The sequence below is a fragment of the Nocardia sp. 348MFTsu5.1 genome (genome assembly GCF_000383535.1).
Classification (GTDB): domain Bacteria; phylum Actinomycetota; class Actinomycetes; order Mycobacteriales; family Mycobacteriaceae; genus Williamsia; species Williamsia faeni.
Map to the genome: position 1 here is coordinate 226,665 of NZ_KB911515.1, position 21,797 is coordinate 248,461.

Sequence of the window (21,797 nt, forward strand, 5' to 3'; positions counted from 1 at the left end):
CTATCGGAGCGCGGGAACCACTTCCTTCTCGAACAGTTCGATCCCCGACAAGTCGTAAGCGGCTTCCGGGAAGTAGCAGATGCCGTACGACATGCCCTGATCCTTGAGGGCGCCGAGTTTCTCGATGATCTGTTCCGGCGTGCCCACACCCGGCATGTCCCGGAACGCACCGAGCGAGGCTTCGGCCTTCTCCCGGCCAACGTACGGCGTCTGACGTTCGACCAATGTGGCCAGCCGCTGCTCCACTTCGGCTTCGGTCTTGCCGATTGCGATGTTGTAGTTCGACGAACGCACGATGGCGTCGAAGTCCGTTCCGACGTTGTCGCAATGCTTACGCAGGAGGGCAGACTTCTGCTCGAACCCCTCCGGTGTGCCGTCGAAGTTGGTGTATTGCGCGTACTTCGCGGCAATCTTGAGCGTCACCTTCTCGCCACCACCGGCGATCCACAGCGGAATGCCGCCGTCCTGCAACGGAAGTGGGCGACATATGGCACCGTCGACCTGATAGTGCTTGCCGTCGAACGTGGACGACCCGGTGGTCCAGGCCTGCTTCATGATCTGGACGCCCTCGTCGAGGCGGCCCAAACGCTCTCCGGCTGAAGGGAATCCATAGCCGTAGGCGCGCCATTCATGTTCGTACCAACCGCCGCCGATGCCCATTTCGACCCGGCCTCCGGAGATGAGGTCGGTGGTGGCTGCCACTTTGGCGAGGTATGCCGGGTTGCGGTAGCTCATCGCGGTGCACATCTGGCCGAGGCGGATCCGGGATGTCGATGCGGCCAGGGCCGCCATCAGCGTCCAGGCCTCGTGCGTCGCCTCGTCGGTGGGAGCCGGAACGGTATGGAAGTGGTCGTAGACCCACAGCGAATCCCAGTCACCCTGGTCGGCGCGAACAGCCAGATCGCGCATCACCGCCCACTGCTCTGCAGGGTCGATACCGACCAGATCCAAACGCCAACCCTGGGGAACAAACAATCCGAATCGCATCCCCCGATCCTAACCAGCAAACACGATCCGGCGCTCCTGGCACTCCCGAGGTTCAAATGTGCGCGGAGATCACATGCGCCCACTGACATGCGCCCACAATGGTCGGATGCCGAACAACCACGAAGACGCGGAACATCGATCAATCATCGTGATCGATGCAGCAAATGTGGTCGGGTCCAAACCTGACGGGTGGTGGCGCGATCGCAAAGGTGCGACCGAGCGACTCCGCGACAACCTCGCACACCTTTCCGAGCGCGAACTTGTCGATGGGGAGAAACCCCACGTCATTCTCGTGGTCGAGGGGCAAGCCCGCGGGATCGAGTCGTCACCGACCGTCGAAGTGGTGAACGCCCCTGGTTCCGGCGACGATCAGATCGTCGAACTTGTTGCAGCCCAGATAGATCACCTCTGTACGGTCGTCACCGCCGACCGTGAGTTGCAGAATCGTGTGACAGCACTCGGTGCGCAGGTTCTCGGGCCGCGCAGTGTTCTCGATTGAATGGCCCGCTCACATCGAAGTCGACGAATGAAGCGCTAAATTTGAATGGATGATGTCCAATGCCACGCCAGCCGGAGAGATCGCTCTCCTCGTCAGCAGGCTGTGCACTGAGCATCGCTTGTGGGCCACCGACGCCCGTTTTCGGGTTCGCTCGCGTGGCGACGAGAATCTGGTGGTCGACGTCGCCGACGAGTTCATCGTCCGCGTCAATGTGCAAGCGCAGCCCCATCGGTCAGTCGCCGTGGCGACCGAGTTCAGACTTCTCGAACGTCTGCATCCCGAACTCGACGTAGCGGTACCGAAGTTCCTCGCCGTCGACGAACTCTCCGGCGTGGTCATCTACCGAAAGTTGCCGGGACTGCCGTACCTTCTTGCCCCGCGCCATGATCCGATGGTGATGACACGCGATCTCGGCAAGCTCGTCCGCACATTGCACCGCCTGTCCGACGAAGTCGATCTCCCCCACGACCACCATCGGATCGAATATTGGCTCGTCGAGGCGACAGCCACCGCGACCCGGATCGAGCCCAGCCTTCCGGCGGACCAACGTGCTCACATCCGACGGTTCCTCGCCACACCTCCGCCGGCGAATGTCACCTCTAACACTCTGTGCCACAACGACCTCGGCGCAGAGCACCTCCTTATCGACCCGACATCAGGAGCCTTGATCGGCATCATCGACTGGACCGATGCCGCACTGACGGACCCGGCTCGCGATATCGCGTTGATCTACCGCGACCTCGGACCCGACGCTGCAACCGCGGTGGCACGTGGCGCCGAGGTCGCCGAACCCGGCCTTCTCGAGCGCGCCGCATTCTTGGCGAGGTGCAAGTGGATCGAGGACTTCGCCTACGCCATCGCGGAAGACCCGGCCCGGGAGCGTTATTTGGCCAACGCGCACAGAACCTTCCGGCACACATTCATTGGATGAATCCGTCAGGCTCCTCGCTCGACAAGTTCTGCGAGCTGGCGGGTAACTGTTCCCCACCCGTCGTGGAAACCCAGGTCGATGTGCCTATCTCGTTCCGCGCCGTCCTTGTGCATCGCGGTGGCGACATACTCGGTGCCCTCTGGATGATCGGCGAACGTGATGACCGCGGTGATGAACGGTTCGCGCGCCGGCCGCCACCCGGCGACCAGGGCGGTGGTGAACACGATGCGTTCGAGGTTGTCGACAGCGAGAAAGCAGCCGTTGATTTGCGGACCGAAGTCGCCGCCGTCCTCACTCATCTCCGTCTCGAACGCGCCACCCGGGCGCAAATCCATCTGTACGACCTTGCATGTCGTGGGCGACGGCACCCACCATTGCTCGAACTTCGCGGGGTCGGCCCAGGCAGACCACACGACGTCACGCGGTGCCTTGATGATTCGGGACACCGTGAGGTCGAGGTCGGTATCGGTGGTGGTCATGATCCAGTCTCCTTGTTGTTATCAGACGTGTTGTGGTGGTCGGACGTGACAAATTGTTCGAGCCTGTCGGTGCGGCCTTCCCAGACCGCGCGTTGCTCCGCCAACCAGCTTTCGGCGACCGCGAACTGCTCTTTCTCGATCGCGCAGGTTCGCACTCGCCCCGCTTTGTTCGTACGAATCCATCCACTCGCTTCGAGCAGACGAATGTGCTTCATGAACGACGGCAACGCCATGTCGAACGGTTCGGCGAGCTCGCTGATACTCGCCGGCCCCTGGCCCAGTCGGCCCAGCACCGCCCGGCGGGTCGGGTCGGCCAGGGCTTGGAACACGCTGTTCAATTCCTGTTGATACTGAGCCATAAGGAAAAGTATCAAATCTCCATACTTAGCGCAAGGGCTCAGTATTGGTCACCGGCGGGACGGTTCGCCGGTCCCGGTGACCGTGGTCAGAATGAAGACGGAATCTTCGAGCGCGGTGACGCTGTGCCGGTGATGAGGCAGCCCACGGAATTCCCCTGATTTCAGGACAACATCCTCTTGCGCAGCAACCACCCTGACAGAACCACGAAGGATCAACAGACTGGCAGCAGGAGGTGAGTTATGTTCCCGGAGTTCAGAACCCGAGACCATTGCCACGAGGGTCTGCCTCAGTGGCCCGTCGTGCACAAGCATGTCGGCACTTCGTCCATGAGCGTCGTCATGCGCCAGGGCCAGGTGCTTGTCTGAGAGCACTTCCAGGGTGGAATCGGTGACGTCCATCCTTTGACCCTCTTTCACATCGTGGCGTTGGAGTTTCGGGATCCACGCTATCGGACTGCGACCATCGACGGATGCAATCGGAAGGCCCAAGAATCGCCGACGCAATTCTCGCCCTCTCCGGATACTTGCGATACGAGGTGAGCGCTCTGCCACGAGAGTAAATTTCAGTGCAGTCCAGCATCTGCCGTCAATCCATCTGGGGGTCGGACATGCACACGACAGTTCGCGCATTCACAAGTCTCGCCGCGACGCTCGCAGCCGTCGGCGCAGTCACGTTCGGAGGCATCGCGGCGCCAGATACCGACCGATCCCTCCCGTCGGTATCGCACGAGGTCCGACCCGCGGCAGTGATCACCGGCGAGATACCGCTGACCGTGATTTCGAACCAGTTCCTGTATTGCAGCATCATCTGTCCGTACTTCCTACAGTTCGCGACCACCGTCCCGATTGCGGCCGTCCAATCCCCCGGAGTCTTTGTCTCCGCGTACGGCGCGACGGGTTCGGTTCCGACCTCGTTCGGTGTCGCAGCCCATTCGGTGACCCATCCCGCATACGCGGCTACGACGGGGATCATCGTGAACGACCTGATAAAGGTGCTCCCCCGCGCACAGAACGCGCTCGCTGTCGCCGTGGTCGAAGCAATGAAGACTGCGGGTGGGCAGGATCTCGACACCGGGCGCACCCGGATTCTCGATGCCCTCAACGCGCCGATCACGCCGAACCCGCCATCTACTGCCATCGCCACCACCGACTCGCAGGTCGCCGCCGTCGAGGGAATCAATGCGGGGTCGGCGGTGGTCTTCCAGGCCCCCGAATGGTTGCTGCTGGGTGCGACCGAAACCGCCGAAGCGGCCGCCACGGAATTGGCGACCACCGGCGATATCGATTCCGCACGCGCAGTCGGAGAAGCGCATGCCACCTACTGGGTCAACCTGTCCCAATCGGTGCTCCCAGGCGCAACCGGTTGATCTGTCACTGGCGAAGGGTCAGATCCACAACAACGGGATAGTGGTCGCTGGCCCGGACCGCTCCCTGCGGGAGGACCAACTTCTGTGGATTCGCCGCCGTGAAGTGGGTCGACGTGTACACGCGATCACTGCCCGGCGGTGCCCCTGCGGTGGCTTCGCTCAATCCGGCGGCGGCATATACCTCGTGCTCCCTGACGAACTCCGGCGAGCCGTCGCGGATGTTGAAGTCGGCACCGAATATCGTTGGCCCCTGCCAGGTTCCGATAGTTGCGACCACCGGTTCGATCTGACGTTTCGGTTCGTCGATCCCGTGTTGCGGCGGACTGAAGTGCCCGGACAGCACCCGGACGTGATTGCCGCCGGCAGTATGCACCATCGCGTCGGTTGCCACGCGCGGCTGATACTCCTTCATACCCCCGAACGGCAGCCACGTCCGTCCCAGCTTGCCGCCCACCACACCGGCCCAGGCATCAGCGGTCGCCCGGAACCGTCGAGCGGTGTTGTCGCCGAGTGCATCTCCGATTCGCAGACCTCGGGCAGCGGTGATCGTGGCGCCATTGAAGGTCATCACCCCGGTGCCCTCACGCCGGCCGTTGACCTTTTCGATCGCCGGGGTCATCACGGCGCCGGTGGGTTGTAGCCGCTTCACGAGCCGGCGCAATGTGTCGACGAAGTTCGACCGCACTGCACAGTTGTCGAGCTCCTGGAGCAGCACGATGTCGGGCCGTTCCTGCCTGATCGTCTCGGCCAGCAGATCGAGTTTGGCGGGCGTGGCAAAGTACTTCCCCGGTCCGCCCATGCCGCCGTGCACGTTGAACTCCATCACGCGCAACGTTTCCGTCGCGACCGGAGTGACTGCCGGCACCGAGCCTGCCCCCACTGCCACGACTTGCGGGCGCAGCCGGACTCGAACTGCCCGTATCGCGAACACCGCCCCCGTGGTCGTCCCGACCAACGCTCCCCGGGCCACGCCGAGACCCGTCGTCGCACCTAACACTGCACCGACTCCGCAGCCCCCGATGACGTAGAGGCCGTTATTGCGCAATTGTGTTCCGACACGGTCGATTACAGTCCGAACCTGCGCCGGTTCGGCCAGCGCGGGCAGGGCCGCACCGATCGCCGGCGGACATTCCGCCACCACATGCACGTTCCCGTCGACCGACATCGTCATGTCACAGATCCCGCCAGCCGGCCAGCACGCGATGGACGGCTTCGGCGCCGTGCAGATGATCCGGCGGCGGCGGTAAGACGCTCGGCCACAGCAGGAATGGCGTGCTCTGAGGACCGCCCATCCCACCGTGTGAGCCCACCTGCTCTTCGAACGCGGCAACCTCATCGGTCTCCGGCCAATACGCGCCACCCACCATGATGTCGGCAACGTTGTCGAATGCGTCAGTCCGGCGGATCTTTTCGAGCGCGTCGGGTCCGAAGTGCAGCAACGGGTCGATGCCCTCGACGGTGCCTGTGGCGACATCCACGGTGCCGCCGGCACCCAGGACAACCGATCCGCCGGATGACCGGGAGACAAGCAGGAATCCGACGCCGGGATGGGAGCGCAGCCCGTCGAGGAGACCCGGGTGGGCGGCCTCGATCGTGTCTACATCCGCACGTCCGGGAATCCGGGGAAAGCTGATCAAGCCGAGATTGCCCGAGCCGAGTACCACCGGCAACCCCTCGTCTGGCGTCGGTGACTCCGAGCTTTTCGGTGAGCGCACGCTTGCCGCCGCATAGTCGGCTCCCTCGGCACCGGTGTGCTTGCCGAGCGACGCGCTGGGTGCTGCTTCCCCACACAGGCGCAAGACAAACTGTTGCAGGTCCATTCCGTAGCGCTGCAGGAACGTCGCGCCCTGACTTTGGCCGTGATCCGACAGGATCGCAACGTGGTACGGCCGATCGGCCTGCGCGACAACCGCAAGGAGGAGCTGGATCTCTTCGTCGATCTTCGTCAGCACCTTCAATGTCTCGGGGCGGGAAATCCCCGAGTGATGCGACACCTCGTCGTAGCCGATGAGGTCGGCGTAGATGATGCTCCGACCCTGGATGAGGTCGCGGACAACAGCCGCCACAGTGACATCCGTGGCCAGCACCGTGGTGAACGCCCGCACCAGCGGATAGCTTCCGCCGCGGTGTACTCGGGGCCGAATGTCGGCGCGACGCTGGTGCCACGCCTGGCGCAACTCCCGGTTCACCTCGGCCACCATCCGGATCACTGTGCGCAGCGCACTCGAAAGATCAAGGAAATACGACGAATATCCCGAACCACCACCCAGACGGGCGCCGTGCATCCGGCTGACGACGAGGACGTTGTCCTCCGCGCCACCGGTGAACAGGTTGCCGCGGCTGGCACCGTCGACGGCCAAAAGTGCCGTCAGGTCGGCACGTTCGATCTCGCGATCCTCGTTGTCTCGCGGATTGCTGAAGACCGCGACCTTGCCGGTGTTCTTGTCGTACCAGCGAAACGCGGGCACGTTGTGGTTCGACCCGTGCAAGATGCCGAGCTGGCTCGCCCCGGTCTGACTGCTCCAGTCCGTGTGCCACGGGATCAACGTGTGGCTCTCACGCACCAACGCGGCCAGCCCGGGAGTGACACCGTCCGCGATCGCACGGCGCAGAACATCGTGGCCCAGACCGTCGATCTGAATACACAGCAATCCGGGGGTATCGGCGACGGGCTCGTGATTGCGCTTCAGCCGCTGACGGCGCACCTGCATCAATCGATAGGCGGTGTTCGAGCGAGACGCGATCGCCCCGCCGACAAACGACGTGAACAACGACAGGAGCATCGCCATCAGTACTGCATCCCACAGCTTGTCGACCGACGCCACCGGGACGATGTGCAGTGTCAGCAACATGATCGCGCCGCCGGCGAAGAAGACGAGCAAGAAAAGCAGCGCCGGCCCGATCCACGACATCAACCGGACGAACAACGGCCACAACACCGCGCTGAGCAGTCCGAAAACCAGCGCCACCAGCAACGCCGACGGCAGCCGGGACAACGCCGGGATCCCGTAGTCCACTGGATCCAGGGTGATTCCGTCGAATACCGCGTCGAGCACCAGGATCGCCACCGCGGACGACAGCCACAACACTACGAACTCGATGATGAGACCGATCAGTCGAGCTGTAGTGCGCATAGAGCATCCCTTTCGCCTGATCTCTGGAATCGTAGTGTGTGTGGGTGCGACATCGGGTGCAGACGACGTGGGTCGTATCGGTCGATCACTTCGCTGGCTCGGCCACGCGAGCACCGTGATCGAGGACCGCGGCACGGTTGTGATGACCGATCCGGTACTCACCTCGCGGGTCGCGCATCTGCGACGCAGACGGGGTCCCGTGCCCTCCGGTCCCGCGGTGCTCAATCCGGATGTTGTCCTGCTCTCCCACCTGCACGCCGACCACACGCATCTACCGTCGCTGCGACAGCTGTCCGAGGACGTGCCGGTCGTGGTCCCGGCGGGTGCGCCCGATGCGCTCCCGGCTCTTCGCGACGTCGGCGACCGTCTGATCGAGGTGCAACCCGGTGACACGGTGTCGATCGGTGAGGTCTCGATCCAGGCGGTACCCGCGGATCACGACGGCCGACGGTGGCGACGGGGCCCACGGCGCATTCCGGCGCTGGGATACGTGATCACCGGCGACCAGAGGACATACTTCGCCGGCGACACCGACCTCTATCCGGCACTGGCCGACTGGGTCACCGACATCGACCTGGCTCTGCTCCCGGTCGGGGGTTGGGGGCCGACTTTGGGTGCGGGACACATGGATCCGGCACGGGCCGTGCGCGCTGCGGAGATCGTGTCGGCCCGCCGGGTGGTGCCCATCCATTTCGGCACCCTGTGGCCGATCGGTTTGGGCAGAGTCCGGCCCGAAAGGTTCTTCGGACCCGGCGGCGAGTTCGTACGACTCGCCACCGAGACCGGATTGCGTGCAACCGAATTGGAGCCCGGCGACTCGCTCCGCTGGTAGAACCGTGGTCGCGACTACTTGTTACCGAACCCCGCGTCGCGCAGCGCCTGGGCGAGCGATCCGTTCGCCGGGACCGGTGTGGCAGACTTCCGTCCGGAGTTGTTGTCGCGCTTGGCATTGCCACGCTGATCGGGGCGCGGCCCGCGGCGTTGGCCGCCGCCCTGATTGCCACCACCCTGGCTGCCGCCGCGCTGCTGCGGCTTGGACTTACCGGCACCGGGCTCGTCGTTCAGACGCAGCGACAGACCGATCCGCTGACGGTCGACATCGACCTCCATCACCTTGACGCGAACAACCTGTCCGGACTTGACCACTTCGTGCGGGTCGGACACGAACTTGTCGGCCATCGCGGAAACGTGGACCAGGCCGTCCTGGTGAACGCCCACGTCGACGAACGCCCCAAATGCGGCCACGTTGGTGACAACACCCTCGAGCACCATGCCCGGCTTGAGGTCGGCGACTTTCTCGACTCCGGCGGCAAAGGTTGCGGTGGTGAACGCGGGACGCGGGTCACGACCCGGCTTTTCGAGTTCGGCGAGAATATCGGTCACCGTCGGCACGCCGAAACGTTCGTCGGCGAATTCCGCCGGACGCAGCGATCGCAGCGTGCGTTCGTTGCCGATCAGTTCGGCCAGGGTGACACCCGCGCGATCGAGGATCTTTCGCACCACCGGGTACGCCTCCGGGTGTACACCCGAGGCATCCAGCGGGTCGTCCCCCTCACGGATCCGGAGGAAGCCGGCGCACTGCTCAAATGCCTTGGGCCCCAGACGCGGAACCTTCAGCAGGCCCTTGCGGCTCTGGAACGGTCCGGTGGCATCCCGATGAGCGACGATCGCCTCGGCCAATGTGTTGGTCACACCGGACACCCGCGAGAGCAGCGGCACCGAAGCGGTGTTGAGGTCGACGCCCACCGCGTTCACGGCATCTTCGACGACGGCGTTCAGGCTGCGGGCGAGGATGCCCGGCGTCACGTCGTGCTGGTACTGACCGACACCGATCGACTTCGGCTCGATCTTCACCAGTTCTGCCAGCGGGTCTTGAAGCCGGCGGGCGATCGACACCGCGCCGCGCAACGAGACGTCCATGTCAGGCAGTTCGTGTGAGGCGTATTCGGACGCCGAATACACCGAAGCGCCGGCCTCGGACACCATCGCCTTGGCGGGGGCCTTGCCGGTGGCCTTCGTGATCTCGGTGATCAGCTCACCGGCCAGCGCATCGGTCTCGCGAGAGGCGGTTCCGTTGCCCACCGCGATCAGCTCGATGCCGTGCCGGGCGACCAGCGCCGCCAGTGTGGCCTTGGACTTGTCCCATTGGTTTTGCGGCTGGTGCGGGAAGATCGCACAGGTGTCGAGAACCTTGCCGGTGCCGTCGACCACGGCGACCTTCACGCCGGTCCGGAAGCCCGGGTCGAGGCCCAGGGTTGTGCGCGCGCCGGCGGGTGCGGCCAGGAGCAGGTCACCGAGGTTGCGGGCGAACACAGCGACCGCATCTTCTTCGGCGGCGCGACGGAGCCGCACGCGGGCGTCGACCATCGCGGTGATCATGAGCTTGGTGCGCCACGCCAGTCGGGCCGTTCCGATGAGCCACGGCGTTGCCGGACCGGAGTTCGCCACGTCGACGCCGAGGGCGGCGGCCGCCATCGCCTGGTAGCCGTCGTCCTCACCTCCGTCGAGGGTGAGGGAGAGCGCCTCTTCCTTCTCGCCGCGCATGACAGCGAGGACACGATGCGACGGCATCTTGTCGAGAGGTTCGCCGTACTCGAAGTAGTCGCGGAACTTCTGTGCCGCAGGGGTATTCGCCACGGCCTCCGACTTGGCGGTGGTCCGCAGGGAACCTTCGTTCCAGAACTTCTCGCGAACGGCACCGACGAGTTCAGCGTCTTCGGAGACCTGTTCGATCAGGATGTGGCGTGCGCCTTCGAGGGCAGCTGCGGCGTCGGCAACGTTCTCGGAGACGAATCCGGCAGCGACCTCTTCGGGCACCAACGACGGATCGGCCAGAAGTTGCTCGGCCAGCGGCGCCAGCCCGTTCTCGCGGGCGATCTGGGCTTTGGTCCGCCGCTTGGGCTTATACGGCAGATAGATGTCCTCGACCCGCGACTTGGTCTCGGCAGCGTTCAACGCGGCCCTGAGCTCATCGGTGAGCTTGCCCTGTTCCTCGATGGACGCGATGACTGCGCTGCGCCGCTCGTCGAGCTCACGGAGGTAGCGCAGACGTTCGTCGAGGGTACGGAGCTGGGCGTCATCGAGGCTGCCGGTGGCCTCTTTGCGGTACCGGGCGATGAACGGCACCGTCGAACCCTCATCCAGCAGCTTCACCGCTGCCGCCACTTGTTCTTCCCGAACAGCCAGTTCGTCGGCAATACGGGCGTTCACGGACTTCACAGCTGGGCTCGATATCACCCCGTGAACCCTACCGAAGCAACCTGACGGCGGCCGACGGCGGTGTGCCAACATGACAAGGCCGACGAACGGCCGGCAGCGACACACGGAACGGGATTGACTGTGCGGGAAATGGCAAAGGGCTCGAGAACAGATCTGGTCGACGATCGATACACCGTCCGGATTTCCACACCCGGGAAATCCGGCCTGGTCGACCTTGCCGCGGTATTGCTCGCCGACAGCGGCAAAGTGCGCACGGACGATGACTTCGTGTTCTTCAACAACCCGACCGCACTCGGCGTTGCACTGACGTCGGACGACAGCATCTCTGTCGATCTCGCAGCGATCCCAGGTGACGTCCACCGCGTCCTCCTCACGGCCAGCACCGAGGCCCAGAACACCGATTTCGGTGCGGTTCAAGGGCTCTCGGTCGAGGTGGCCGGCAGTTCACAACAGTTTCGCTTCGCCCCTCCGAACCTGACCACCGAGACCGTCCTTCAGGTCGTCGCGCTCTATCGTCGCGGGCCAGGGTGGCGGATCGATGCGATCGGACAGGGATACAGCCAGGGCCTCTCTGCCCTGGCCATCGAGCACGGCATCGAGGTCGATTCACCCGGCGAAGTCGAACAACCAACAGCGGTTGATGTGGTCCCGCCTGTGGTGTCCGGCTCCGCAGAACCGCAGCGGCCGACAGCACCTTCGACGATTTCATTCGACAAGGTGAAGGTCGCGCTCACCAAGGACTCCCCCAGCAAGATCGCGACGATCGACCTCCGAAAAGCCCAGGGAGACACCAGCTGGGTGCTCACAGTCGGACTCGAGTGGGATGGCCGGGGCGCGACCTACGACAGGAACGGCAACGTCAAGAAGTACGGCACAGGCGACCTCGATGTGTATTTCTTCTGCCGGAACGAAGTCACCAACGACTACAAGGTCATCAGCGGCGACAAGGGCCATCAGGGAAACCTGAAGGAGTGGCCGTTCATGCACCACTACGGAGACAGCAAAGGGCCGGGTAACGGCAACAAGCCTGCTACAGAACAGGTTCGGGTCATCCCCAACGAAAACGGCGACCTCCTCGTCAACATCTATCAAAGCGTCGACAACGGTGGCGGCGCCATCGACAAGTTCGGTCGACCCCGCGTGGCCATTCGCTACGGCCGTCCCGGCAAAGGTGGTCTTCCCGACGCGGACGCCGACGAGATCCTCGTATATGTCGGCAACAGCAAGAACTCGTACTGGGCGACCGTCGCACACATCGACGTCCAAGACGGTGTTCTGACGGTCGACGGCGAGACCCGCTACAGCCGGATCGGAAGCGAGAAGATGCCCGGACTGGATTCGAACAGCAAGTGGGTGCGTTCGCCCGCCGACGGGCCAAAAGGCCGTAGCAAGAAGGCCTTCAAGGGGCTTGGGCTCAACAAGTACAGCGGGAAGTGCCCCACATAGCGTTGCCGGTCACTCCGCTTTCGAGAACACCGCCACCAGGAAGTCGGAGTCCTCGGTGAATGGACGTAGGTCCCAGGTCGAGAGCAACACATCGACCACCAAACCACTCGCGTTCGCGTCGGCGAGGAAGTCGGAGAACTCGTAGTCGCGACCGGCACCGAAGCCGACGACAACCCGGCCATTCGGAGCCAGATGTCGCGCGAACCCGCCGATCACCGCACGCCGGGTGGACGGTGCCACGAACGTCACGACGTTGCCCGCACACACGATTACATCGAAGTCTGCGGTGATCCCCTGGGCCGGCAGGTCGAGTTCGGCCAGATCGCCGACAACCCACGTCGGGCCCGGATAGTCCGCTTCCGCCGCCGCGATGAGCACCGGATCGACATCGACCCCGACAACCTCATGCCCGGTCGTGTGCAGATGCCCGCCGAGGCGGCCCGGTCCGCAACCCGCATCCAGGACGCGGGCGCCGCGGCCGACCATGGCGTCGATCAGCCGCGCCTCACCGACGATGTCGTGCCCGCTCGCCGCCATCGACCGGAAACGCTGCGCGTAGCGCTCCGAATGGGTCGGATCTGCAGCCGTGATTTCTTCCCACTTGCTGGGGACACGATCGCCCGGCACTTCGTTGTTCACTTCAGAAACTCCCCGATAGGCCGGCGCTCGAACTCCCTACAACACTAGTCAGCTGCTGCCGAACGTCCCCGGCGGCGGTCCGACCGGGTATGCGGCAACATTCATGAAGACGGTCCCCTGGCACGGACCGCTGTCGATATCGGTGCGCCACACACCGGTCAGCGTGCCATCTATCTGCGGTGTGTAGTAGGCGACGGAATGAGCCGGCGCCCACACTTTGGGTACTCCTTCGCCTTGCCAGCAGTCCCATTGCCAGTCGTACTCGTGAACCCAGCGGGTTCCGTCCCAGGTGTATCGCGGCGGCTGCGGCAGCGTGGGATTGGCCGGGGTCGGCCCGTCCACCACGGTCGCCGTGCAGGGGCCGCCGCAGCTCACCACAAATCGGTAGGTATCGGCGAAATCCGGTTCCCATTGCGTTGCAGCCAAACTCGACCCCCACTTGGTGGCGGCAAACCGTTTCAACGAGTAGTCGCCGGACCACGTCGGACCGGCTGCTGTTGCCGGCACAGCCCCGGCGAGTAGCCAGACGCCGATCAGTACCACAACAAGAAGGCCTCTACGCATAGCGCGATTGAATCACGCCGGCACTCGCCGGTCAGGGCGGACCGCTCAACTCTGCACGTACGCCGCGAGGTGCTGGCCGGTCAACGTCGACCGGTCGGCGATGAGGTCGGCCGGTGGGCCTTCGAAGACGATCGTGCCGCCAGCGTGACCGGCACCGGGGCCGAGGTCGATGATCCAGTCGGCGTGGGCCATGACCGCCTGGTGGTGTTCGATGACGATGACCGACTTACCGGAGTCGACCAGGCGGTCGAGCAGACCGAGCAAGTTCTCGACGTCGGCGAGATGCAGACCGGTAGTCGGCTCGTCGAGCACATAGACACTGCCCTTGCCGGCCATCTGGGTGGCCAGCTTGAGCCGCTGCCGTTCACCACCGGATAACGTCGGGAGCGGTTGCCCGAGCTTGATGTAGCCGAGCCCGACATCCACCAGTCGATGCAGAATCTTGTGTGCCGCAGGTATTTTCGACTCACCGTCGTTGAAGAACTCCTCGGCTTCGGCCACCGACATCTCCAGCACCTGGCTGATATCTCGGCCCCCGAGGTGGTAGTCGAGGACGGCGGCCTGGAAACGCTTGCCCTCGCACTCTTCACAGAGGGTCGCCACGCCGGCCATCATCGCCAGATCGGAGTAGATGACTCCCGCGCCCTTGCAGTTGGGGCAGGCACCTTCCGAGTTCGCACTGAACAGTGCCGGCTTCACCTTGTTGGCCTTGGCAAATGCCTTACGGATGGGGTCGAGGAGTCCGGTGTACGTCGCCGGGTTGCTGCGCCGCGAACCACGGATCTCGGCCTGATCGACCGTCACGACGCCTTCCTTGTCCACGACGGATCCATTGATCAGTGAACTCTTACCCGAACCCGCCACACCGGTGAACACGACCAGCACTCCCAGCGGGATGTCTACATCGACGTTGCGCAAGTTGTTGGTGTCGGCACCGCGCACCTCCAATACGCCGGAGCCCGTACGCACCTCGGATTTGAGTTGGGCCCGGTCATCGAGGTGGTGACCGGTGATCGTGTCGCTGGCCCGCAATCCCTCGACGGTGCCCTCATACATCACCTGGCCGCCCTCGCTTCCTGCGCGCGGACCGAGGTCGATCACGTGGTCACCGATGAAGATGGTCTCCGGCTTGTGCTCGACCACCAGCACCGTGTTTCCCTTGTCCCGCAAATGCAACAGCAGGGCGTTCATCCGCTCGATGTCATGTGGGTGCAAACCGATCGACGGCTCGTCGAAGACATAGGTGACGTCGGTGAGCGATGACCCGAGATGACGAATCATCTTGGTGCGCTGGGCTTCACCACCGGACAATGTGCCCGACGGCCGATTCAGCGAGAGGTATCCGAGTCCGATCTCGACAAACGAGTCGAGCGTCCGCTGTATTGATCTCAACAGCGGCGCAACCGACGGTTCATCGAGGCCACGCACCCACTCGGCGAGGTCGCTGATCTGCATGGAACAGGCGTCAGCGATGTTGACTTTGTTGATCTTGGACGAGCGCGCACCTTCGTTGAGTCGGGTGCCATCGCAGTCGGGACAGATGGCGAAGGTGACTGCTCGCTCTACGAACGCCCGGATATGCGGCTGCATCGCGTCAACGTCCTTGGACAGGAACGACTTCTGGATCTGCGGGATCAAACCCGAGTAGGTGAGGTTGATCCCGTCGATCTTGATCCGGGTCGGCTCCCGGTAGAGCAGGTCGTTCAGCTGCTTCTTGGTGAACTTGCTGATCGGCTTGTCCGGATCGAAGTACCCACACCCACGGAAGATTCGGCCGTACCAACCCGTCATGCTGTAGCCCGGGATGGTAATGGCACTTTCGTTCAGTGACTTCGTCTCGTCATACAGTGCGGTCAGGTCGATGTCGGACACCGATCCGCGGCCCTCACACCGTGGGCACATCCCGCCCGTGATCGAAAAGCTCTTTCGTTCCTTCGTCTCGCGGCCACCACGCTCGATGGTGACCGCACCCGCGCCGGAGATCGAGGCAACGTTGAACGAGAACGCCTGGGGTGAACCGATGTGCGGCTTACCGATTCGGCTGAAGAGGATTCGCAGCATCGCGTATGCATCGGTGGCGGTGCCGACCGTCGACCGCGGATCGGCGCCCATCCGTTGCTGGTCGACGATGATCGCGGTGGTCAGCCCATCGAGGACGTCGACCTCAGGCCTCGCAAGAGTCGGCATGAAGCCCTGCACGAATGCGCTGTAGGTCTCGTTGATCATCCGCTGGGACTCGGCAGCGATGGTGCCGAACACGAGCGAACTCTTGCCCGATCCGGACACTCCGGTGAACACCGTCAGCCGGCGTTTCGGAATCTCGACGCTGATGTCTTTCAGATTGTTGACCCGCGCGCCCTGCACGCGGATCAGGTCGTGGCTGTCTGCGACGTGCAATTCCGGTGTCTCCGTTTGCGTCCTGGTGGCCATGATCGTTCAAGTCTCCATCTCTGCGGTCAAGCGACGCTGCGACTGTTCGGCACCACGTGGGGATGGCGCTATGTGAGGATATGGACCATGGTGCCCGACGACTGCCCAGGCCAACAGTATTTGCGGTGACGCCGCATTGTCGGTCCTACGAAACCTCGACGAGGGAACCCAAGGGCATATCGATGCGGTACACGGTTGGAGAAAGGGCACAACGCCGCTTCTCATCCTTGACCCGAACGCAGATTTCACCCGCCTGCGGGACATCCGCGACGGGTCCGCCGGACGCCGCCCGCAAGATCACCGACTCCGACATTCGGGTCCTGCACTCCATCGACAAAGAGGGTGAGCAGCTTCGAACACGGTTCCTGGGATTGTCGTCGGCGGCCAAAGCGGCTGTACTCCAGATCGATCCGATTGCGGATGCCGATGAGTACAACGTCCTGCTGCATGCCGCTGCAGGTGCCGCCCGAGTCGTTGATGAGCAATCGTTGCTGACCTCATTGCGCGACTCCGGTGATCCCGGTAAACAACGACTGGCCACCCGCATCGAAAACCTGGAGGTGCTCGAGTGGGACCTGTGGTCCCGAGGTGCCGTACCGGCCACCGACATCGTCGCCTCGCGGCCCCGCGCGACCGTCCTCGACCTCGGCGGCTTCCCGCACTCCGCAGCGCCAAAAGTGGCTGCGCTCAGCGTGCTCGAGCAATTGTGGGCACACCGTGAAGAACGGCGTCCGATCCTGATCGTCATCGACGAAGCGCACAACATCTGTCCGCCGGTCGCCAACTCTGCTGTCGAGAAGGCCCTGATCGATCAGATCGTCCAGATCGCCGCGGAAGGACGCAAGTTCGGACTGTGGTTGCTCCTGTCGACGCAGCGGCCGACGAAAATTCACCCGAATGTGCTGTCCCAGTGCGACAACCTGTGCCTGATGCGCATGAACGCTCCCCGCGACCTCGCGGAGCTCGCCGATGTGTTCGGGTTCGTGCCCGAACACATGCTCGCCGAGTCCCCCGAGTTCCGGCAAGGACAGGCGCTGTTCGCTGGCGGGTTCATCAATACCCCGACGTTCACCCAGATGGGTGCACGCATCACCGAGGAAGGCGGGGCCGACGTCCAGGTCCCGATGCCGGTCGCCATCAGCTGAAGTCGGTGGCGCGGCACCCGGAGTTCAGCGCAGTTCCTGGATCCGCACCATGTTTCCCGACGGGTCACGCAACGCGCAGTCACGAACTCCGTAGGGTTGTTCGGTCGGCTCCTGGACGATCTCGGTGCCGCCGGCCTGCACCTTTTCGAAGGTGGCATCGAGATCTCTTGTCGCGAGCAACACACTTGCGTACGTGCCTTTGGCCATCATCTCTTCGATGGTGCGCCGCTCTTCGTCGGTCGTTCCTGGATCGACGCCGGGCGGGGCCAGAACGATGTTCACCTCGGGCTGACCGACCGGGCCGACGGTGATCCAGCGCAGGCCGTTGTAGCCGACGTCGTTACGGACCTCGAAGCCGAGAGTGTCGCGGTAGAACGCGAGCGCGGCTTCGGCGTCGTTGTGCGGGAGAAAACTTGAGTGAATGGTGATGTCCATGGCATTCACGCTAGTTGCGGGTAAGCGGTACGTGCTTCTCGATTCCTGATCGGTCTGGTCACCTGTTTTTCCACACATGACGGCACACCGGCGGAGGCATTCGCCGCCTCGCGCCGATAGACGCTCGGCGGCACGCCGACCAACTCCGTGAACCGCGTGCTGAACGTGCCGAGCGATGAGCATCCGACCTGGAAACAGACATCGGTCACGCTCATGTCCCCGCGGCGCAGCAGCGCCATCGCACGCTCGATCCGTCGGGTCATCAAGTACGAGTACGGCGATTCGCCGTAAGCCCGCTTGAACTCACGGCTGAGATGACCGGCTGACATGTTCACGCCGCGCGCGAGTTCTCCCACATTCAACGGCTGCGCATGCTCGCGGTCGATACGGTCGCGAACGCGGCGCAGCAGAGCAAGGTCGGTGAGCTTCTGCGTGTGGTTCGGCGCGCTGGTCACGCGTCCAATCGTGCCACGCACACACTCGCGGGTCGAGACCAATGACCTGTCGGCGTATCTACTCGTGAGGGGGCTCGCCGGTGACGACGTGATCGGCGTGGTTGATACCTTCGCCGACAAGACGGGCCAGGTGACCATCGCGGATCCGGTAGATGACACGTCGGCCGTCCTTGCGGGTGTCGACCAACCCGGTGAACCGCAGCTTCGCCAGATGCTGGCTGACCGCCGTGCGCGATGCTCCGCAGGACTCGATGAGGGCCGTGACGTCGGCCTCACCGTGGGTCAACAACCACAAGATGTGCAGACGAGTTGGGTCAGAGAGCATGCGAAAGGTACTGGTCGCGGCATCGAGTCGGGCCTGATCCGGAGCAACCGGATGCGCCAGGCTTGCTGGAAGACCCTGTGCTGCCGACGATTTCTTGGCCATCGCAGTCATCGTCCTCTCGCTCCGTGCCACTGCGTGCGCGGGGCAGGATTCCACGCCCCGCTCCGGATCACCGCCGTCGGCCACGTCAGTGCGGCGACAGTGGTGGCAAGTGTAGCGATCACGGTCAGCGCAACTGCGGCAGCGACCTGACTCACCTGTGCTCCTACCCAGCCCGCGATCAAGTAGGTCAGCAGAAAACACGCGTGCGACAACGAGAACTGGGCTGCGAAGACCTGCGGCCGGTCCTGCTGCGTCGACCCATCGCGAATCAATCGTGCCGCCGGAGTGTTCACCAGCGAAGTACCGGCACCCAACAGCACCCACGCGGTGCCGAGAACCGTCCATCCGACCGCCATCGCGGGCGATGAGACCAACAGCAGCACAGTCACTCCCAAACCCACCGGCAACGTCGCCGCGCCACACAGCATCACCTGTCGCTCCGCATACGTGTTCAACAGTCGGGGTACCCAGAGCGCCGCCGCCATCGATCCGGCGCCGAAGCAGGCCAGCGCAAGCGCTATTCCTGCGCTGGAACCACCGAGGAGCCCGGGCACATAGACAATCGTGTTCACCAGGACGACCGCCGACGCGCCGGCCACCGCCATGTTCAATGCCAACAATGCACGTAAGACCGGATCTGCCAACATGATTCGCGACCCCAGGGCAATCCTTTGCACCATCGATCCCGACGAGTCCGGCACCGGCACCCGCGGAAGAATCGTGGTGGCCACCAGACCGGCCGACAGTACGAATCCAAGTGCCGTGCCCACGAACAGTGAGTTGTAGCTGATCACCGTCAACAACATCGCCGCGAGCACCGGACTCGCCAACGATTCCAGGTCATATGCCAACCGCGACAACGACAACGCCCGTGTGTAGTCCCGTTCCCTGGGCAACACCGACGGAATTATCGACTGGAACGCCGGCGTGAACGTCGCCGATGCCGCCTGCAAAACAAAAATCAGGACATAGATCTGCCACGGTTGATCGACAAACGGGAGCAGTGCCGCGATCGCAGCCCGCACGCCATCAGCAGAAACCAACAGGGTCCGGCGTGGAACCCTGGCCGTGACCACGGACATCACCGGCGCACCGAAGACGTAGGCGACCATCTTTATCGCCAGAGCGGTCCCCAACACGGCACCGGCACCGCCGCCGGCCACGTCGTACGCCAGCAAACCGAGGGCGACCGTCAGTAAACCCGTGCCCAGCAGGGCGACCACCTGCGCAGCGAACAGCGTGCGAAACGTCCGTACTGCCAAGACTTCAAACACATTCGACCGCCTCGCCCGGCATCGGCAACACCAATACGTGCGTACTTGCGCAACTATACCAACTTCAGTGAGTCGACACGCTGAACAGACAACGTCGATTCGTTGACGAAAAGCTGCCCAACCGTGCTGGTGTGACAGGAGTTGTTATAGGTTTGCGCTGTTCCGGTCGAGGGAGAGCCGCCAATGCCACGCACCACCAATGACAACATCGGTCTACCCCCCGCCTGGTTGCTACCCCGCGGAGTGATCGTGTTGTTGGGGACGGCCGGTTTGATCGTCACCGTTGCCGGAATCAAGTCGTTCGCCGAGATCGTCGCCCCGGTCATGCTGGCCCTGATGTTGACGGTGGCTGTTCATCCTTTGCCGGACTGGCTGCGAAGCAAAGGGATGCCACGCATTCTGGCGCTCATCGTGGCGTTGATAACCGTCTACGCAGTGGTCTTCGCGCTCGTCGGGTCCTTGGTGGTCTCGATCTCACAGCTCGCGGACCTGCTGCCCACGTACACCGACGAGTTCAACGACCTGGTGGCAAATGCCAAAGACGCGCTGCAGGCCGGTGGGGTGCACCCCGATCAGGTGAACAACATGCTCGCGGACGTGGATTCGACCAAGGTTTTCGGATTCGTCGAAGACCTCGTCAAGGGCTTTCTGGGCAAGATCACAAACCTCGTCTTCATTGTGACGTTGCTGCTGTTCATGGCCGTCGATGGGATGTCTTACTCACCTCGGCTCGAGTCACTCCGACAATCGCGGGCCGATATCGCCTCTGCAGTATCGTCGTTCGCCACAGGTACCCGCCGCTACCTGGTCGTGACGACCGTGTTCGGTCTGATCGTCGCCGTCCTCGACACTGCGGCACTGTGGGCCTTGGGCGTTCCGTTGCCACTCCTGTGGGGGGCGCTCTCCTTCATCACCAACTACATCCCGAACATCGGCTTCGTTCTGGGTCTGATTCCGCCCGCTCTGCTCGGTCTCCTCGAAGGCGGACCGGAACTGATGCTCGCGGTGATCGCGGTCTACTGCGTCCTCAACGTGGTCATCCAGTCAGTGATCCAACCCAAGTTCGTCGGCGACGCCGTTGGACTGTCGGTGACACTCACATTTCTGTCGCTGATCTTCTGGACGTGGGTGCTCGGTCCACTCGGCGCGATACTCGCGGTTCCGTTGACGCTGATGGCGAAGGCGTTCCTCGTCGACATCGACCCGGCAACCCGGTGGGCCGACATCTTCCTGAACAGCAAACCACCGGCCGATCAGACCTGACCAACCGCTGACGATGCCCTCGCCGTAGGATCTGTTGGCGTCGCCGTCATCTCGTGTGCAGGAACATCTGCAATTCACACTGCGCACACTGGGCGAGTAGTGCAAACTCCTCGGAGCGACACATTTTCGAAGCATCATCCGACGGATCTGCCATCCATCCCGTCGGGTCTGCCAACAACTGAGAAGAGAGATTCATCAATGTGGGATTCGTTTTGGGACTTCATCTGGTATTCGATTGTGATCTTCGCCTTCGTGGCGTACCTGATGATCCTGTTCTATGTGCTTGCCGATCTCTTCCGTGATCGCAGCACATCAGGGTGGCTCAAGGGTGTTTGGATCTTCTTCCTCATCATCGTGCCGTACATCACACTTTTCGTTTACCTCATCGCACGGGGCCGCGGGATGGCAGAGCGCACCGTGGAAGCACAGAAGGTGGCGAAGGAACAGTCCGACACGTACATCCGCCAGGTGGCCGGTGCTTCGGCGACTGATCAAATCGCAGCTGCCAAGGCACTGCACACCGACGGAACGATCACCGACGCCGAATTCGAACAACTCAAAGCCAAGGCGCTGAGCTCCTAAGGATTTCGCCGGCAATTCACCGGCCGGTATGGGCGTCGCCACCTTGAACTCATGTTCATGGTGGCGGCGCCCATACGTCGTTGCGCCCAAGCAGTCGGTCCGACATCACTGTCGCCATCTCCATCGTGGTCTGCACCCATCCGAACCCACGATCTGTTCCGA

21 protein-coding genes and 1 pseudogene are annotated in these 21,797 nt (G+C 63.3%); 8 read left to right on the forward strand and 14 right to left on the reverse strand.

The features are described from left to right. A complete protein-coding gene (locus H290_RS0115345; RefSeq protein ID WP_020107703.1) occupies positions 1–987 on the reverse strand; it encodes an LLM class F420-dependent oxidoreductase in 987 nt (328 codons plus the stop codon). Between the two features lie 106 nt (positions 988–1,093). On the opposite strand from H290_RS0115345, the gene H290_RS0115350 reads away from it, so the two are divergent. Both H290_RS0115350 and H290_RS30220 read left to right on the forward strand, forming a co-directional pair. Next, on the forward strand, positions 1,094–1,486 hold the full coding sequence (locus H290_RS0115350) for a hypothetical protein (protein WP_020107704.1): 393 nt from the start codon (positions 1,094–1,096) through the stop codon (positions 1,484–1,486). A gap of 49 nt (positions 1,487–1,535) precedes the next feature. Further along, entirely contained in the window at positions 1,536–2,417 is an 882-nt protein-coding gene (locus H290_RS30220) for a phosphotransferase family protein (RefSeq protein WP_020107705.1), read from the forward strand. Positions 2,418–2,422: 5 nt separating this feature from the next. Here H290_RS30220 and H290_RS0115360 read toward each other — a convergent pair whose 3' ends face one another. The 3 genes from H290_RS0115360 to H290_RS0115370 are packed head-to-tail and all read right to left on the reverse strand — an operon-like array spanning position 2,423 to position 3,654. Beyond that, positions 2,423–2,896: an SRPBCC family protein gene (locus H290_RS0115360; protein WP_020107706.1), complete on the reverse strand. Its 474-nt coding sequence runs from the start codon at positions 2,894–2,896 to the stop codon at positions 2,423–2,425. After that, positions 2,893–3,255, reverse strand: a complete 363-nt coding sequence (locus H290_RS0115365; protein WP_020107707.1) for a helix-turn-helix transcriptional regulator — start codon at positions 3,253–3,255, stop codon at positions 2,893–2,895. The genes H290_RS0115360 and H290_RS0115365 overlap by 4 nt, the downstream gene beginning before the upstream one ends. 48 nt (positions 3,256–3,303) lie before the next feature. Further along, positions 3,304–3,654 (reverse strand): hypothetical protein, encoded by a 351-nt coding sequence (locus H290_RS0115370; protein ID WP_020107708.1) that lies wholly within the window; start codon positions 3,652–3,654, stop codon positions 3,304–3,306. Between the two features lie 209 nt (positions 3,655–3,863). Here H290_RS0115370 and H290_RS28680 point away from each other — a divergent pair, with 209 nt between their 5' ends. Then, entirely contained in the window at positions 3,864–4,622 is a 759-nt protein-coding gene (locus H290_RS28680; RefSeq protein WP_020107709.1) for a hypothetical protein, read from the forward strand. A gap of 4 nt (positions 4,623–4,626) precedes the next feature. On the opposite strand, the gene H290_RS0115380 is transcribed toward H290_RS28680, so the two are convergent. Next, the gene (locus tag H290_RS0115380; protein WP_020107710.1) at positions 4,627–5,793 is read right to left on the reverse strand and encodes an endonuclease/exonuclease/phosphatase family protein; all 1,167 of its coding nucleotides are present in this window, start codon (positions 5,791–5,793) and stop codon (positions 4,627–4,629) included. A gap of 1 nt (position 5,794) precedes the next feature. Then, positions 5,795–7,756: a phage holin family protein gene (locus tag H290_RS0115385; RefSeq protein WP_020107711.1), complete on the reverse strand. Its 1,962-nt coding sequence runs from the start codon at positions 7,754–7,756 to the stop codon at positions 5,795–5,797. Positions 7,757–7,796: 40 nt separating this feature from the next. On the opposite strand from H290_RS0115385, the gene H290_RS0115390 reads away from it, so the two are divergent. Next, entirely contained in the window at positions 7,797–8,588 is a 792-nt protein-coding gene (locus H290_RS0115390; protein ID WP_020107712.1) for an MBL fold metallo-hydrolase, read from the forward strand. A 14-nt stretch (positions 8,589–8,602) separates the two neighbouring features. Here H290_RS0115390 and H290_RS0115395 read toward each other — a convergent pair whose 3' ends face one another. Continuing rightward, a complete protein-coding gene (locus tag H290_RS0115395; RefSeq protein ID WP_155976858.1) occupies positions 8,603–11,047 on the reverse strand; it encodes a Tex family protein in 2,445 nt (814 codons plus the stop codon). 57 nt (positions 11,048–11,104) lie between these two features. Here H290_RS0115395 and H290_RS0115400 point away from each other — a divergent pair, with 57 nt between their 5' ends. Then, entirely contained in the window at positions 11,105–12,421 is a 1,317-nt protein-coding gene (locus H290_RS0115400) for a TerD family protein (protein WP_020107714.1), read from the forward strand. 9 nt (positions 12,422–12,430) lie between these two features. Here H290_RS0115400 and H290_RS0115405 read toward each other — a convergent pair whose 3' ends face one another. Genes H290_RS0115405 through H290_RS0115415 form a run of 3 tightly spaced genes read right to left on the reverse strand, consistent with a single transcriptional unit; the run spans position 12,431 to position 16,054 of the window. Continuing rightward, the gene (locus tag H290_RS0115405; RefSeq protein ID WP_020107715.1) at positions 12,431–13,060 is read right to left on the reverse strand and encodes a bifunctional 2-polyprenyl-6-hydroxyphenol methylase/3-demethylubiquinol 3-O-methyltransferase UbiG; all 630 of its coding nucleotides are present in this window, start codon (positions 13,058–13,060) and stop codon (positions 12,431–12,433) included. 48 nt (positions 13,061–13,108) lie between these two features. Next, complete coding sequence (locus H290_RS0115410; protein WP_028463238.1) at positions 13,109–13,624, reverse strand: hypothetical protein; 516 nt, start codon at positions 13,622–13,624, stop codon at positions 13,109–13,111. 45 nt (positions 13,625–13,669) lie between these two features. After that, positions 13,670–16,054 carry an excinuclease ABC subunit UvrA gene (locus tag H290_RS0115415; RefSeq protein WP_020107717.1) on the reverse strand — a complete coding sequence of 795 codons (2,385 nt, stop codon included), beginning with the start codon at positions 16,052–16,054 and terminating at the stop codon, positions 13,670–13,672. Between the two features lie 214 nt (positions 16,055–16,268). Here H290_RS0115415 and H290_RS28685 point away from each other — a divergent pair. Beyond that, positions 16,269–17,199, forward strand: a pseudogene (locus H290_RS28685) (ATP-binding protein); the annotation flags it as partial. Positions 17,200–17,223: 24 nt separating this feature from the next. Here the strand turns inward: H290_RS28685 and H290_RS0115425 are convergent. Genes H290_RS0115425 through H290_RS0115440 form a run of 4 tightly spaced genes read right to left on the reverse strand, consistent with a single transcriptional unit; the run spans position 17,224 to position 19,790 of the window. Continuing rightward, positions 17,224–17,634, reverse strand: a complete 411-nt coding sequence (locus tag H290_RS0115425; RefSeq protein WP_028463240.1) for a VOC family protein — start codon at positions 17,632–17,634, stop codon at positions 17,224–17,226. 5 nt (positions 17,635–17,639) lie between these two features. Further along, entirely contained in the window at positions 17,640–18,089 is a 450-nt protein-coding gene (locus tag H290_RS0115430; RefSeq protein WP_020107719.1) for a helix-turn-helix transcriptional regulator, read from the reverse strand. A gap of 58 nt (positions 18,090–18,147) precedes the next feature. Further along, positions 18,148–18,525 (reverse strand): helix-turn-helix domain-containing protein, encoded by a 378-nt coding sequence (locus H290_RS0115435; protein WP_020107720.1) that lies wholly within the window; start codon positions 18,523–18,525, stop codon positions 18,148–18,150. After that, positions 18,522–19,790 (reverse strand): MFS transporter, encoded by a 1,269-nt coding sequence (locus tag H290_RS0115440; protein ID WP_020107721.1) that lies wholly within the window; start codon positions 19,788–19,790, stop codon positions 18,522–18,524. Before H290_RS0115440 ends, H290_RS0115435 begins: the two co-directional genes overlap by 4 nt. 183 nt (positions 19,791–19,973) lie before the next feature. On the opposite strand from H290_RS0115440, the gene H290_RS0115445 reads away from it, so the two are divergent. Further along, positions 19,974–21,053: an AI-2E family transporter gene (locus tag H290_RS0115445; protein ID WP_020107722.1), complete on the forward strand. Its 1,080-nt coding sequence runs from the start codon at positions 19,974–19,976 to the stop codon at positions 21,051–21,053. Positions 21,054–21,251: 198 nt separating this feature from the next. Further along, positions 21,252–21,635, forward strand: a complete 384-nt coding sequence (locus H290_RS0115450) for an SHOCT domain-containing protein (protein WP_020107724.1) — start codon at positions 21,252–21,254, stop codon at positions 21,633–21,635. Positions 21,636–21,797 lie beyond the last annotated feature (162 nt).

What these genes read in the sequence shown, in the direction of transcription:
- H290_RS0115445 (WP_020107722.1), top strand. Translation starts at nt 19,974, where the DNA reads ATGCCACGCACCACCAATGACAACATCGGTCTACCCCCCGCCTGGTTG.
- H290_RS28680 (WP_020107709.1), top strand. Translation starts at nt 3,864, where the DNA reads ATGCACACGACAGTTCGCGCATTCACAAGTCTCGCCGCGACGCTCGCA.
- H290_RS0115410 (WP_028463238.1), bottom strand. Translation starts at nt 13,624, where the DNA reads ATGCGTAGAGGCCTTCTTGTTGTGGTACTGATCGGCGTCTGGCTACTC.
- H290_RS0115350 (WP_020107704.1), top strand. Translation starts at nt 1,094, where the DNA reads ATGCCGAACAACCACGAAGACGCGGAACATCGATCAATCATCGTGATC.
- H290_RS0115380 (WP_020107710.1), bottom strand. Translation starts at nt 5,793, where the DNA reads ATGACGATGTCGGTCGACGGGAACGTGCATGTGGTGGCGGAATGTCCG.
- H290_RS0115385 (WP_020107711.1), bottom strand. Translation starts at nt 7,756, where the DNA reads ATGCGCACTACAGCTCGACTGATCGGTCTCATCATCGAGTTCGTAGTG.
- H290_RS0115425 (WP_028463240.1), bottom strand. Translation starts at nt 17,634, where the DNA reads ATGGACATCACCATTCACTCAAGTTTTCTCCCGCACAACGACGCCGAA.
- H290_RS0115360 (WP_020107706.1), bottom strand. Translation starts at nt 2,896, where the DNA reads ATGACCACCACCGATACCGACCTCGACCTCACGGTGTCCCGAATCATC.
- H290_RS0115370 (WP_020107708.1), bottom strand. Translation starts at nt 3,654, where the DNA reads ATGGACGTCACCGATTCCACCCTGGAAGTGCTCTCAGACAAGCACCTG.
- H290_RS0115345 (WP_020107703.1), bottom strand. Translation starts at nt 987, where the DNA reads ATGCGATTCGGATTGTTTGTTCCCCAGGGTTGGCGTTTGGATCTGGTC.
- H290_RS0115435 (WP_020107720.1), bottom strand. Translation starts at nt 18,525, where the DNA reads ATGACTGCGATGGCCAAGAAATCGTCGGCAGCACAGGGTCTTCCAGCA.
- H290_RS0115450 (WP_020107724.1), top strand. Translation starts at nt 21,252, where the DNA reads ATGTGGGATTCGTTTTGGGACTTCATCTGGTATTCGATTGTGATCTTC.
- H290_RS0115400 (WP_020107714.1), top strand. Translation starts at nt 11,105, where the DNA reads ATGGCAAAGGGCTCGAGAACAGATCTGGTCGACGATCGATACACCGTC.
- H290_RS30220 (WP_020107705.1), top strand. Translation starts at nt 1,536, where the DNA reads ATGATGTCCAATGCCACGCCAGCCGGAGAGATCGCTCTCCTCGTCAGC.
- H290_RS0115415 (WP_020107717.1), bottom strand. Translation starts at nt 16,054, where the DNA reads ATGGCCACCAGGACGCAAACGGAGACACCGGAATTGCACGTCGCAGAC.
- H290_RS0115395 (WP_155976858.1), bottom strand. Translation starts at nt 11,047, where the DNA reads ATGTTGGCACACCGCCGTCGGCCGCCGTCAGGTTGCTTCGGTAGGGTT.
- H290_RS0115365 (WP_020107707.1), bottom strand. Translation starts at nt 3,255, where the DNA reads ATGGCTCAGTATCAACAGGAATTGAACAGCGTGTTCCAAGCCCTGGCC.